Raw genomic sequence first — 12999 nt, 5'->3', positions numbered from 1 at the left:
TCCCGGTAAGTGGGGCGTCACCCCGCCGGCTCCCGGCTCGGCTCCTGGCTCCTGGTGGCGACCGCGAAGACGCGGCGGAACGGGAACACCGTGCCGTGGGCGCCCGGCGGGTAGGCCTTGCGGAGCAGGTCGCGGTACTGGGCCAGGAATTCGGCGACCGCTTCCCCGTCGCCGTCCAGAGCGGTGAGGACGGGGCGCAGGGCGGTGCCCTTCACCCAGTCGAGGACGGGGTCCTCGCCCTGGAGGAGCTGGGAGTAGACGGTCTCCCAGACGTCGACGGCCAGGCCGAGGTCGGCCAGGCGGGTGAGGTAGTCGGCGGCGTCGAGGATGTGGACGAAGCGGCGGCCGTGGCCGGTGAGCCGGGCGCGCCACTGGGGGGTCTCGCACAGTTCGCCGAGGAGTGCGTGGCTGGGCGAGGTGAAGTTGGCGGGGACCTGGAAGGCGAGGGTGCCGCCCGGGACGAGCCCCTGGATCCAGACGGGGAAGGACTCGGGGTGGTTCGGCACCCATTGGAGCGCCGCGTTGGAAATGATCAGGTCGTACGGTTCGTCGGGCGTCCAGTGGGCCGCGTCGGCAGGGCGGAAGTCGAGCCAGCCGCCGCCCTCGGTGGTGCCGGCATGGTGCTTCTCGGCCTGTTCCAGCATCTCGGGCGAGAGGTCGTAGCCGGTGATGCGGGCGTTCGGCCAGCGGTCGGCGAGCAGGGCGGTGACGTTGCCGGGTCCGCATCCCAGATCGGCGATGCGGGGTGAGCGGCCCTCCGCGGCGGCGGGCAGTTCGGGTATGCGGGTGAGCAGGTCGAGGAACGGGCGGGTGCGGTGGGAGGAATGGCGCAGGTACTGCTGTGGATCCCAGATCGGTGCGGAATACATGTTTGAGTCCCCTTGCTGGAACGGAGTACCGAAGCGGAACAGAGTCCCGGCCCCGTCATGCCCAATGGTCCAGCTAGATATTTCTTGACGTCAAGAGACTTCACGTCGACAGATCGCCTACACTGATCGCCATGGAGGACGAGGTCGACCGTCTGGTCGCTGCATGGCGCCGCGAGCGCCCCGACCTCGACGTGGAACCGCTCGAGGTGCTCAGCCGCGTCTCCAGGCTGGCCCGCCACCTCGACCGGGCCCGCCGGCTCGCCTTCTCCGAGCACAACCTGGAGCCCTGGGAGTTCGACGTCCTCACGTCGCTGCGCCGCGCGGGCTCCCCCTACCAGCTCTCCCCCGGTCAGTTGCTCACCCAGACGCTGGTCACCTCCGGCACCATGACCAACCGCATCGACCGGCTCGCCAAGAAGGGCCTCGTCGAGCGGCTGCCCGACCCCAGCGACCGCCGCGGCGTCCTGGTCCGCCTCACCCCGGAGGGCCGCGACCGTGCCGACCAGGCCCTCGCCGGCCTCCTCGCGCAGGAGCGGGCCATTCTCGCGGAGCTGTCGCGCGCCCAGCGGGCCGAACTGGCCGCCCTGCTACGCCAGCTGACCGCCCCGTTCGACAACATCCCCGGCTAGCCCCGGCCCCAGCTCCGCCGGTCCCACCCCCGCCCGGCGGGCCAGGGCGACCGCCGCCAGCGTGGAGTGCACGCCCAGCTTCCCCAGCACGTTCTGCATGTGCGTACGCACCGTGTGCGGGGACAGGAACAAGCGCTCGGCCACGGCCTTGCGGCCCAGGCCCGCCACCATGCAGCGCAGCACCTCCCGCTCACGCGGGGTCAGCGACTCCACCAGCCGCTCGCTCTCGGTACGGTGCTTGCGCGCCGCGGTCAGCTCCCGCAGCACCCCGGTGAGCAGCGCGGGCGGCAGGTGCGTCTCGTCGCGCAGCACGCCCCGTATCACCGTCAGCAGCCGCTGGAGCGAGCAGTCCTTGGCGACCCAGCCCGAGGCTCCCGCCTGGAGGGCCAGCGCCGCCCGGCCCGGGTCGTCCTTCTCGGCCAGCACCACCGTGCGCACCTCGGGGCGGCCCTCGCGGACGCCGGCCACCAGGGAGATGCCGTCCACGACGCCCTCGCCGTTGTCCGGCACCGCACGGGCGACCGCCGGGGCGTGTCCGACGCCCAGGTCGGCGTCGACCAGCAGCACGTCGAACCTGCGGCCCTCGGCCGCCGCCCGGTCCAGGCAGCGCAGCGCGGCGGGGCCGCTGCCGGCCGCCGTGACGTCCACGTCGGGCTCGGCCGCCAGAGCCGCGGCCAGCGACTCGGCGAAGATGCGATGGTCGTCCACCACCAGAACCCGGATACGGACCACTGACACCCCCATGTGTCGAGGAAACGGAGCAGCTGCGGGTAGGGCGCCCGGAGTTCGAGGCCTCAGTGGTCGCACGGCCGCCGCCGTGCAGTGACTGTTACCCCCGCCCCGGGCGTCGTACCCGGCTGTCTCGCCCCCTGAACAGCACCGGCCCCCACCGGTGCCGAGCATCAGGGTACGGCGGTACGGCCCGGGGGGAAGGGGAGTTGCGCAAACTCACCGCCCCCGCGCGCCCGCCGAGCCCCGCTCAGCCGACCCTGCGCGCCCCCGCCGACGGCACCGCCGGGAACACCCGCGGAGCCGTGTACCCGGCCGCCGCGAACGCCTCCGTGACCGCCTTGGTCACCGTGTCCGCGGCGTCCGCCTCGACCAGCACGACCGCCGATCCGCCGAACCCGCCGCCGGTCATCCGCGCCCCCAGCGCCCCCGCGCCGGTCGCGGCCGCGACCACCAGGTCCAGCTCCGGGCAGGAGACCCGCAGGTCGTCGCGGAGCGAGGCGTGCCCATCGGTGAGGACCGGCCCGACCGCCCGCACGTCACCCGCGTCCAGCAGGGCGATCGTCCGCTCGACGCGGTGGTTGTCGGACACCACGTGGCGGACGTACGAGCGAACCGTCTCGTCATCCAACCGCCGCAGCGCGTCGCGCAGTCGCGCGTACTCCACCTCGCGCAGCGTCCGCACGCCGAGCGCCCGCGCGCCCGCCTCGCACCCGGCGCGCCGCTCCGCGTACGCGCCGTCGCCGAGCGCGTGCTTCACCCGGGTGTCGACGACCAGCAGCCGCAGGCCCCGGGCGTCGAGATCGAACGGCACCTGGCGCGTCGCCAGGTCACGGGTGTCGAGGTACAGGGCGTGACCCTCGGTGCAACACGCCGACGCCATCTGGTCCATCACGCCGCACGGCACGCCCACGAACCCGTTCTCGGCGCGCTGCCCGAGGACGGCCAGCTCCGGGGCGGACAGCCCCAGCCCGTACAGGTCGTTCAGGGCGAGCGCGGTGACGACCTCCAGGGCGGCCGACGACGACAGTCCGGCGCCCGTGGGCACGGTGGAGGCGAGGTGGATGTCGGCGCCCGTGACGGCGTGGCCCGCCTCGCGCAGCGCCCACACCACCCCGGCCGGATAGGCGGCCCAGCCGGTGTCGGCGAGCGGCTCCAGGGCGCCGGTGTCGAGCTGGACCACGCCCTGGTCGGTGTCGGCCGAGTGGACCCGCAACCGCCCGTCGGTGCGCCGCGACACGGCGGCGACGGCGGTGTGCGGGAGCGCCAGCGGCATGACGAGCCCGTCGTTGAAGTCGGTGTACTCGCCGATCAGGTTGACCCTGCCGGGCGCGGCCCACACGCCCTCCGGGGCGTACCCGTACAGCCGGTGGAACTCCTCCGCGACGCTCATGCGCCCGCCTCCGCCGCTCGGGCCCGCGCGTCCCGGGCCTCCGCGTCCCGGGACCGCGCGAACTCCCAGGCGTCCGCCACGATGTCCGCCAGCTCCGGGCGGGACGGCTTCCAGCCGAGCCGGTCGCGCGCGGTGGCGGCCGAGGCGACCAGCACCGCCGGGTCGCCGCCGCGGCGGGCGGAGACGACCTCGGGCACCGGGTGGCCGGTGACCTCGCGCACGGTCTCGATGACCTCGCGGACCGAGAAGCCGTTGCCGTTGCCGAGGTTGCAGATCAGGTGCTCGCCCGGGGTGATCGCGTCCATGGCGAGCAGGTGCGCCTCGGCGAGATCGGCGACGTGGATGTAGTCGCGCACGCAGGTGCCGTCCGGCGTCGGGTAGTCGTCGCCGTACACGGAGATCGACGGGCGCCGGCCGATCGCGACCTGGAGGACCAGCGGGATGAGGTGGGACTCGGGGTCGTGCCGCTCGCCGTGGCGCCCGTACGCCCCGGCGACGTTGAAGTACCGGAGCGAGGCGGCGGCCAGGCCGTGGGCGGCGGCCTCGCCGGTGATCATGTGGTCGACGGCCAGCTTGGAGGCGCCGTAGGGGCTGGTGGGGGCGGTGGGGTCGGACTCGGTGAGGGGGGTGGACACCGGCTCGCCGTAGGTGGCGGCCGTCGAGGAGAACACCAGGCGGCGCACGCCGGCCCCGCGCATGGCGGCCAGCAGCGCCATCGTCCCGCCGACGTTGTTCACCCAGTACTTCTCCGGGTCGACGACGGACTCGCCGACCTGGGAGAAGGCGGCGAAGTGCAGGACGCCGTCGTAGGAGGCGTCCAGGTAGCGGGCGGCGTCCTGGACGCGGCCCTCGATGAAGTGCGCGCCCTCCGGGACGCCCTCGCGGAAGCCGGTCGACAGGTCGTCCAGGACGGTCACCCGGTGCCCCGCCTCCAGCAGGTGCGCGGCGACCACTCCGCCGACGTAGCCGGCCCCGCCCGTCACCAGGTACTTGGCTGTGCTCACTTGGTCGCCACCTCTCGCAGTCGGCGGGCCGCGGCCTCCGGCGGCACGTCGTTGATGAACACGCTCATGCCGGACTCGGAGCCGGCGAGGAACTTCAGCTTGCCGGACGTGCGCCGGATGGTGAAAAGCTCCAGGTGCAGCGCGAAGTCGTCGCGCTCGGGGTCCCCGAACGGCGCCTGGTGCCAGGCGGCGATGTACGGCGTCGGCGGTTCGCCCTCCCCGTCGCCCCGGACGTCACCCGGTGCGTCGAAGATCCGGTCGAAGCGCCTCAAGAGTTCCAGGTAGACCTGTGGGAACTCTGTGCGCGCCGCGTCGTCCAGCGCCAGCAGGTCCGGCACGCGCCGCTTGGGGTAGAGGTGCACCTCGTACGGCCAGTGGGCGGCGTACGGCACGAACGCGACCCACTCGGCGGTCTCCAGGACCACCCGTTCGGCCTCCGCGCGCTCGCGCCCGACGACGTCGTCGAAGAGGTTGCGGCCGGTGGCGGCGCGGTGGGCCGCGGCGGAGCGCTGCATCAGCGCCGTGCGCGGCGTGGTGAAGGGGTACGCGTAGATCTGGCCGTGGGGGTGGCCGAGGGTGACGCCGATCTCGGCGCCCCGGTTCTCGAAGCAGAACACCTGCCGTACGCCCGGCACCTCGGCGAGTTCGGCGGTGCGGTCCGTCCATGCCTCCAGGACCAGCGCGGCCCGGTCCTCGGTGAGGTCGGCGAACGAGGCGTCGTGGTCGGAGGTGAAGCAGACGACCTCGCAGCGGCCGGAGTCACCGGCGAGGGAGGGGAAGCGGTTCTCGAAGACCACGACGTCGTAGTCCTCGTCGGGAATCTCGCTCCGCCGCCCGTCGCGCGACGGGCACAGGGGGCACTCGTCGGCCGGGGGGTGGTAGGTACGGCCCTGGCGGTGCGAGGCGATGGCGACGGAGTCGCCCAGCAGCGGGTCGCGGCGGATCTCCGAGGTGGTGGAGATCGGGTCGAGGGGCCGCCGGTCGACGGCGTCGCGCACGACGTCGTCCCGGGCGTCGTAATAGACCAGCTCACGGCCGTCGGCCAGCCGGGTCGACGTCTTCTTCACTCGGGCTCCTCGCACGCCTTGCACCTATGCCCAACAGAAACAAACACAATCAACCATAAGTGAACAGGTTGCGTCAACGACCGGGACACGTGCGCGCTCGGCCACCCACGACTGCGGCGCGGGTTCACGTTGTAAGCGCTTGCTTGCGGACATTTCACCTCACCCGATCACAATCAAACAAAGAAAACCAACAGAAGTGTTCAGATCATGAAGGGGGAGGCGTAGGTTCCGGCCTGATCAGTTCGCGCGACGAAGCGAGTACTCATGCATCACCTGGCCGATGGGCCGTACCTGGCCGACGGGCTCCGGCTCCCCACCAACGGGCTCGACTACACGATTCTGGCGATCTACTTCGCCGTGGTCCTGGGCATCGGCTTCGCCGCCCGGGCGAGCGTGAAGACCAGCCTCGACTTCTTCCTCTCGGGCCGCTCCCTGCCCGCCTGGGTCACCGGACTGGCGTTCGTCGCCGCCAACCTGGGAGCGACGGAGATCCTGGGCATGGCCGCCACCGGCGCGCAGTACGGCGTGGCCGTCGTCCACTGGTACTGGATCGGCGCCATCCCCGCCATGGTCTTCCTCGGCCTGGTGATGATGCCCTTCTACTACGGGTCCAAGGTCCGTTCCGTACCCGAGTTCCTGCTCCAGCGGTTCGACAGGCCGGCGCACCTGCTCAGCTCCGTGCTGTTCGCCTTCGCCGCCATCCTCATCGCGGGCGTCAACCTCTACGCCCTGTCGATCGTCGTCGAGGCGCTGCTCGGCTGGCCGCAGTGGGTCTCCATCGTCGTCGCCGGGTTCTTCGTCCTGGCGTACATCACCATCGGCGGCCTGTCCTCGGCGATCTACAACGAGGTGCTCCAGTTCTTCGTGATCCTCGCGGCGCTCATCCCGCTGACCATCCTCGGTCTGAAGCGGGTCGGCGGCTGGGACGGCCTGACCGGCTCACTGGAGAAGAGCCACGGCTCCGACTTCCTCTCCGCCTGGGGCGGCACCGGCATAGGCGACGCCAACCCGCTGGGCGCCAACTGGCTGACCATCGTCCTCGGCCTCGGCTTCGTGCTCTCCTTCGGCTACTGGACCACCAACTTCGCCGAGGTGCAGCGCGCCCTGTCCGCGAAGAACCTGTCGGCCGCCAGGCGCACCCCGCTGATCGCCGCCTTCCCCAAGATCTTCATCGTGTTCGTGGTGATGATCCCCGGCCTGGTCGCCGCCGTCCTCGTCCCGAAGATCGGCACCGCGGGCTCCGACCTCACCTACAACGACGCCATCCCACTGCTGATGCAGGAGCTGCTGCCGAACGGCGTCCTGGGCATCGCCGTGACCGGACTGCTCGCCGCCTTCATGGCCGGCATGGCGGCGAACGTGTCGTCGTTCAACACCGTCTTCACCGCGGACATCTGGGCCAAGTACGTGGTCAAGGACCGCGACGACACGTACTACCTGCGCTTCGGCCGGATCGTCACCGCCGTCGGCGTCCTCGCCTCCATCGGCACCGCGTTCCTCGCCGCCAGCTTCTCCAACATCATGGGCTACCTCCAGACCCTGTTCTCCTTCTTCAACGTGCCGATGTTCGTCGTCTTCATCATCGGCATGTTCTGGAAGCGCGCCTCCGTCAAGTCCGGCTTCTGGGGCCTGATCGCGGGCACCGTCGCCGCGATGGTCAACTACTTCGTCATCTACAAGCAGGGCGTCATCGCCATCCCCACCGACCAGGGCGCCAACTTCGTCTCGGCGATCGTCGGCTTCGTCGCCGGCGCGGTGGTGATGGTGGCCGTCACGCTCTTCACCGCCCCCAAGCCCGAGGCCCAGCTGGCGGGACTGGTGTACGGGACGAGGTCGCCGGGCATGGAGGAGGCGCCGTCCGAGGGCGACGACGCCTGGTACCGGCGCCCCGCCCTGCTCGGCTGGGGAGCCGTACTCCTGGCCGCCGCCTGCTACCTGCCGTACTCCTTCTGACCACCCCGGAGGCACCGAGCCATGTCCGAACTGCAGCGTGAAGTCTCCGAGCTGGAGAAGAAGTCCGCCACCGCCGCCCGCCTCTTCGACATCCGGCGCATCATCGGGGGCCTGTTCACGGTCTACGGGATCATCATCACCGTCGCCGGGCTCACCGCGTCCGACGCGGACCTGGAGAAGGCCGTCGGCGTCAACATCAACCTCTGGACGGGCCTGGGCATGCTCGCCCTCGGGCTGTTCTTCCTGATCTGGCTCCGGCTGCGCCCGGTCGCCCCGCCGCCCCCGGCGCCGCCCGCCGAGTGAACCCGGGGCCGGGCATCAGGGGATGTCCGGCCCCCGCGGCGTCCCCGCCGCCCCCGGCACCCGGGGCGACCGGGGCGCGACCACCGTCCCCGAGGACGCCGCCCGGTCGAGCAGCCCGGTACGGGCGGCGAGGGCGGCGGCCTCCAGCCGCGACCCGACACCCAGCTTCATCAGCACCCGCTGCACATGCGTACGCGCGGTGCTCGGCGCGATCCTCATCCCGGCCGCGATCAGCTTGGTGTCCTCGCCCTCCGCGACCCGCACCAGCACCTCCACCTCGCGCGGAGTGAGCAGCCGCAGCAGCCGCTGCCCCTCGTCGTCCGGCTGCGCCACCGGGTTGAGCAGCTCGGTGAAGGCGCCCTGGAGCAGCTGCGGCGCCACCGCCGCCTCCCCAGCCCGAGCCTTCATCATGGCCCGCTCCACGCCCTCGATGCGCTCGTCGTGGCGTACGTAGCCCGAGGCGCCGGCCGCGAAGGCCGCCGCGATCCCGCGCGGCGACGGCACCGGGCCGAGCACCACCACCGCCACCTGCGGGCGCTCCCGCTTGATCGTCACGATCGGGTCGAAGATCCCCGGCTCGGCCGGTGCGGCCGTCCCCAGCAGGCACACCTCGGGCGCCCGGCTCACCACCAGCTCGGCCGCGCCCGCGGTGGGCGCGGCGGCGGCGAGCACCCGGTGCCCGCGCAGTTTGAGCGCCGAGGCGAGCGCCTCGGCGAGCAGCCGGTGCTCGTCGACCACCATGAGCCGCACGCCCATCGACCATCCCCCATCCCCCGGGGCCCGGCCCCCCGCCGCCCCCGGCACTGTTGACCCGGCAAGCTACACGCTTGTTCGACGGAGCGCGCCCCCTACGTGGCGAAAGCCCCCCGGAATGTCGAATAGTTCGCCGCACGGGGCTACAAGCGCCTCACCAAGTGGACGGCCCGGGACCCCGGAGGAGCCGGGGTGCCGGGCCGTCGGTCCGACCGGTGGGTACGGCTCAGCTCGTGCTGAACGAGATGGCCAGGTACTCCTTCCGGTCGGTGGACGTGCCGCTCGGCGCGTCGAACAGGTCGTCGGCGATGAACAGCCTGCCGTCGGTGTAGAGGATCTCGGCGGAGTCCAGGACGAAGGACGACTCGGCGTCCCGCACGGCCTTGTCGGACGGGTTCTCCAGCAGGACGGTCTGCTTGAACGTCCCGCCGTCGATGCTCACGACCTGCCCGCCCTTGTCGTACGGCGGCTTCTTGAAGGCGATGATGTTGCCGCCGTCCATCCGCAGCGGGAACATCGAGTACCGGTCGCCCGCGTCGGCCTTGTCGGTGGTGGGCTTGCCGGTGGTGAGGTCGAACGACACGATCTCGTTGGTGTCGCCGTACTCGCCACCGCCCTCGTGGTCCTCGGTCGGCAGGTAGAGCCGGTTGTTGCCGACGACCACGCGGTGACAGACCTCCACGCCGGTCGAGTCGCACTCGGCCGCGTACCGCTCGGCGTCCGCCGCGATCTTCACCTTGAGCTTGCCGGTCTTCTCGTCGATGGAGAAGAAGTCCGAGATGCCGGAGCCGTCACCGGCGGTGTCACCGACGTCGGCGGCGACCACCAGCGGCTTGGTGGAGACGATGCCCGCGTCCTCGACACCGGCCGGCATCTTGTAGGACGACAGGGGCGCGCCGGTCTTCGGGTCGAGGTTCTGGATCAGCAGGTACCCGTCGTCGAGCGAACCGCACAGCCGCGCCGCGACCAGTGCCTCGCCGCCGCCGTAGCCCCGGTCCTCGCAGCCCTCGGCGTTGATCTGCGGCCGCCACAGCTCCTTGCCGGTGGCCAGGTCCCAGGCGGCGCCGCCGTCCAGGCCGCCCGCGGCGACCGTGCCCGCGCCGACGGTCACCTCGTCGAACGAGGCCTTCTCGTCGCCGGAGTCGGGGCTCGCGACGGACTTGCGCCACAGCAGCTTGCCGGTGGTCAGGTCGATGGCGCCGACCTCGGTGCAGGGCTGGAAGTTCTTCGGTGGCACACGCTTGGCCGCCTCGAAGACGATCGCGGTCCTGTTGTCCTTGACGTGCCGCGAGGCCGCGCAGACCTGGCCGGGCAGCGCGGTGGTCCACAGGGGCGTGCCCTTGGCGATGTCGTGGCCGACGACCGACTCGATGCCGGTCTTCACATACGCCTTGTCCGTGGTCCAGGAGCCGCTGACGTCGGTGATGTCGGTGACCTTCGGCAGCGGCAGCTGGAACGCCACCTTCGCCTGGGTGTTGGCGGGGGGCTTCTCCGCGCCGCTGCCGCCCGGGGCGCCGCCACCGGTTCCCTGGCCGCCGCTCTCGCTGGTACCGGTGGACCCCTTGGCGTCGTTCGCGGGGTCGTCCTTGGAAGCCGCGTACCAGATGCCGGTGCCGACGATCAGGACCACGGCGACGGCAGCGGCGATGATAATCCGCATCTGCGTGGACAGCTTCCGGCCTCCGGCACCTCCCCGCGGTGGCATCGGCTGCGGGGGCTGCTGCATCGGAGCCGTGGGGTAGCCGTAGCCGGCCTGCTGGGGCGGGTACTGGCCGGGCGCCTGCGGGTAGCCGTAGCCGGGCGGCTGGGCGGGGGGCGGTGTCTGCGGCGGTTGCGGGGCGTGCGGGTACCCGTAGCCCGGGCCCTGCGGCGGGGGCGTCGGGGCGCCGAACCCGCCGGGGGGAGGGTCCTGCGGGGCGCCGAAGCCTCCCGAGGGGGGTTGGTTCGGCGGCTGGTTGGGCGGCGGCGGTGGCTGCGTCATGGGATGCGTACCTCTGGAAGTGAAGGATGTCGGTTCATGGCGGGGGGCGTCAGGACGCGGTCACGTACCGGAAGCCGTGGTCATCGCCGGTTGCCGCGCCTGCCCGTCCCGTCCGGGCGGGGTCGGCCGGAACCCCCGGCAGGGCGCGCGGTCCGGAGGTGCCCGGGGCGGCGGCGGACGCGACCACGTCGTACGGCCCGGACGGGCCGTACGACGGGTGGATCGGCCGACTCATCGAACTGGCCCTGTACCTACTTGCCGAAGGCCATCATCGTCTTCGTCTGCTTCTCCTCGGTGTCGTTGCGGGCGCTGACGCGACCGCTGGCGATGAAGAAGCGGCCGTCGGCGTACACGTACCTGGGCGAGTAGAAGTCGCTCTCGATCTCGGCCGTCGACGCCGGGTGCTGGAGCAGCACCTTCGGCGCGCCGCCGGTCGGGGCGAGGGTCGCGACGGCGCCGCCCCGGTCCCAGGAACCCTCCATGTACAGCAGCACGTTGCCGCCCTCCATGCGCAGCGGCGTCATCGTCCGCTGCGGCCCGGCGGGGGCGCGCCACTTGGCCTTGCCGGTGTTCAGGTCGAACGCCACCACGTCGTTGGTGCCGTTGGTGAGCTGGGTGGGCTCCGTCGACATGTAGAACGTGCCGGCGTCGGCGGCGACCCCGATGCAGCCCTGGAGGTTCTCCCCGAAGACGACGAAGGAACCGCCGCACTTGGGGTTGAACTTGTCCTTGCCGCCGTCGAGCGTCGAGCGCAGCTTGCCCGAGTCCGTCAGTGCGACGATGCTCCAGGTCTTCTTGTCGGGCTCCTCGGTGGAGATGACCAGCGGGCTCACCGAGAAGACCTTGGTGACCTCCCAGTTGGCCGGCAGGCTGTACGTCCACTTCGGCTTGCCGGTCGCCGGGTCGACCTCGCTGACCTGGTGCTGGGTCTTGTTGTAGTCACCGGTACGGCACCGGGACGCGGCGATCAGCTTCGGCCCGCCCGCGAAGGCGAACGGCTTGCAGTCGGCGTCCGGCGTGCCGAACAGCTGCTTGCCGTCGGCGAGGGAGAAGCCGTGGGCGTTGCCGGTGCCGGCGGCCGTCACGGTGTTGCCGCTGATGGCGAGCGTCATGTCGGACAGCGCGTTGAAGCCGGTGCCCTGCGGCACGGGCTTCTTCCACCCGGCCTTGCCGGTCTTGAGGTCGATCTTCTGGAGCACGACGCAGTCGGCCTTCTCGCCGGCCTTGTCGTTGAGGCCGAGGACGATCGTGCCGTCCGCGGCGGGCGCCACGGGGGCGGTGCACACCTCGGTGGTGAACGGCACCTCCCACTTCTTCTTGCCGTCGGCCGCCGAGTACCCCACGACGCTCTTGTACATGGCCTTGACGACGGTGTCGCCGACGACCCACGGGCCGTACACGTCCGCGCCGTTGCGCGGCAGGTCCACGTCGTTGGTCGCCAGCCACTCGACCTTGGCCTCGCCGTCCTTGCGGCCGGCGTTCAGGTCGTCACCGGCGTCGCGGCCGTCGCCGGTGCCGTCGCCCTGGTCGACCTCGTCGGAGCCCGTCGGGGCCGGCGCGGCGCTGGAGCCCTTGGCGTCGGGCTTCTTTGGGTCGCTGTCGTCACCGCTGAGGGCGACATACGTGCCGCCGCCGATGACCAGCAGGGCGGCGACGGCCGCCGCCACGATGGCGGCCGGCTTGCCCTTGAACGGCCCGCGCGGGCCGGCGGGCGGCGGGGTGGGCACACCGGGGTACTGCGGCTGGGCCGGGTAGCCGCCGTAGGGGTTCGGCTGGTCATAGGGCCCGGGCACCTTGTACGGGCCGGGCTGCTGGCCGGGAGCCTGCGGGTAGCCGTAGCCCGGCTGGCCCGGAGGCGTCTGCGGGTAGCCGTAGCCCGGCTGCCCCGGAGGCGTCTGCGGGTGGCCGTACCCCGGTGCGGTGGCCGGCGGCGGGCCGGGGGGCATCCGGGGCGGCGCCGGCGGCGGGGCGGCGTGCGGCGGTGTCCCGTGACCGGGTGCGGCGGCAGGCGGCTGCGGTGCCTGAGGAGGCTGCTGGTGCGGGTCCTGCGGAGACCCGAAGCCCCCCTGCGGCGGTTGCTGGCTGGGCGGCTGAGTCATCAGCGCTTCCCCCTTCGTGCGGCCCGCTGCCCGACCGGCCTCCCCCGCGATTCCGGCGCGCACGTACCGCCGGAAAGGAGCGAATCGGACATGGATTCCGCAGTGTTGCGTGAGTCGAGCGGGGCTTCTTTCTATCACTCGGCACCGACACGAAAGGGGCCGGTCCGCCCCTGTTCCCAAGGGAGGACCGGCCTGTGACGCCCTCGTTATCCGCTTTCC

12 protein-coding genes are annotated in these 12999 nt (G+C 71.9%); 3 read left to right on the top strand and 9 right to left on the bottom strand.

Annotated elements, in window-relative coordinates; all coding sequences use genetic code 11:
- Positions 1-17: 17 nt before the first annotated feature.
- Positions 18-869, bottom strand: coding sequence for a trans-aconitate 2-methyltransferase (locus AC07DW_RS20000; protein WP_478858991.1), 852 nt, complete (start codon positions 867-869; stop codon positions 18-20).
- A gap of 131 nt (positions 870-1000) precedes the next feature.
- Here AC07DW_RS20000 and tamR point away from each other — a divergent pair, with 131 nt between their 5' ends.
- Positions 1001-1498: a MarR family transcriptional regulator TamR gene (gene tamR / locus AC07DW_RS19995; RefSeq protein ID WP_478858990.1), complete on the top strand. Its 498-nt coding sequence runs from the start codon at positions 1001-1003 to the stop codon at positions 1496-1498.
- Here the strand turns inward: tamR and AC07DW_RS19990 are convergent.
- From AC07DW_RS19990 to galT, 4 genes are all read right to left on the bottom strand, one after another.
- Entirely contained in the window at positions 1457-2242 is a 786-nt protein-coding gene (locus tag AC07DW_RS19990; protein WP_478858989.1) for a LuxR C-terminal-related transcriptional regulator, read from the bottom strand. The genes tamR and AC07DW_RS19990 overlap by 42 nt on opposite strands.
- 235 nt (positions 2243-2477) lie before the next feature.
- Complete coding sequence (gene galK / locus AC07DW_RS19985; protein WP_478858988.1) at positions 2478-3620, bottom strand: galactokinase; 1143 nt, start codon at positions 3618-3620, stop codon at positions 2478-2480.
- Complete coding sequence (galE, locus tag AC07DW_RS19980) at positions 3617-4624, bottom strand: UDP-glucose 4-epimerase GalE (protein WP_478858987.1); 1008 nt, start codon at positions 4622-4624, stop codon at positions 3617-3619. Before galE ends, galK begins: the two co-directional genes overlap by 4 nt.
- Positions 4621-5691, bottom strand: a complete 1071-nt coding sequence (galT, locus tag AC07DW_RS19975) for a galactose-1-phosphate uridylyltransferase (RefSeq protein WP_478858986.1) — start codon at positions 5689-5691, stop codon at positions 4621-4623. The genes galE and galT overlap by 4 nt, the downstream gene beginning before the upstream one ends.
- A 264-nt stretch (positions 5692-5955) precedes the next feature.
- On the opposite strand from galT, the gene AC07DW_RS19970 reads away from it, so the two are divergent.
- Positions 5956-7644, top strand: a complete 1689-nt coding sequence (locus AC07DW_RS19970; RefSeq protein WP_478858985.1) for a sodium:solute symporter family protein — start codon at positions 5956-5958, stop codon at positions 7642-7644.
- A gap of 21 nt (positions 7645-7665) precedes the next feature.
- Positions 7666-7947 (top strand): hypothetical protein, encoded by a 282-nt coding sequence (locus AC07DW_RS19965; RefSeq protein WP_478858984.1) that lies wholly within the window; start codon positions 7666-7668, stop codon positions 7945-7947.
- Positions 7948-7962: 15 nt separating this feature from the next.
- On the opposite strand, the gene AC07DW_RS19960 is transcribed toward AC07DW_RS19965, so the two are convergent.
- From AC07DW_RS19960 to AC07DW_RS19945, 4 genes are all read right to left on the bottom strand, one after another.
- Positions 7963-8703 carry a response regulator transcription factor gene (locus AC07DW_RS19960; RefSeq protein ID WP_478858983.1) on the bottom strand — a complete coding sequence of 247 codons (741 nt, stop codon included), beginning with the start codon at positions 8701-8703 and terminating at the stop codon, positions 7963-7965.
- Positions 8704-8926: 223 nt separating this feature from the next.
- Positions 8927-10681 carry an outer membrane protein assembly factor BamB family protein gene (locus AC07DW_RS19955; RefSeq protein WP_478858982.1) on the bottom strand — a complete coding sequence of 585 codons (1755 nt, stop codon included), beginning with the start codon at positions 10679-10681 and terminating at the stop codon, positions 8927-8929.
- 49 nt (positions 10682-10730) lie between these two features.
- Entirely contained in the window at positions 10731-10916 is a 186-nt protein-coding gene (locus AC07DW_RS19950; protein WP_478858981.1) for a hypothetical protein, read from the bottom strand.
- Between the two features lie 16 nt (positions 10917-10932).
- Positions 10933-12780 carry an outer membrane protein assembly factor BamB family protein gene (locus tag AC07DW_RS19945; protein ID WP_478858980.1) on the bottom strand — a complete coding sequence of 616 codons (1848 nt, stop codon included), beginning with the start codon at positions 12778-12780 and terminating at the stop codon, positions 10933-10935.
- Between the last annotated feature and the right edge of the window lie 219 nt (positions 12781-12999).

The organism is Streptomyces sp. NPDC045701 (assembly GCF_056432045.1).
The sequence above is the reverse complement of the archived record's forward strand: the minus strand, read 5'-3'. Positions and strand labels throughout refer to the sequence as shown.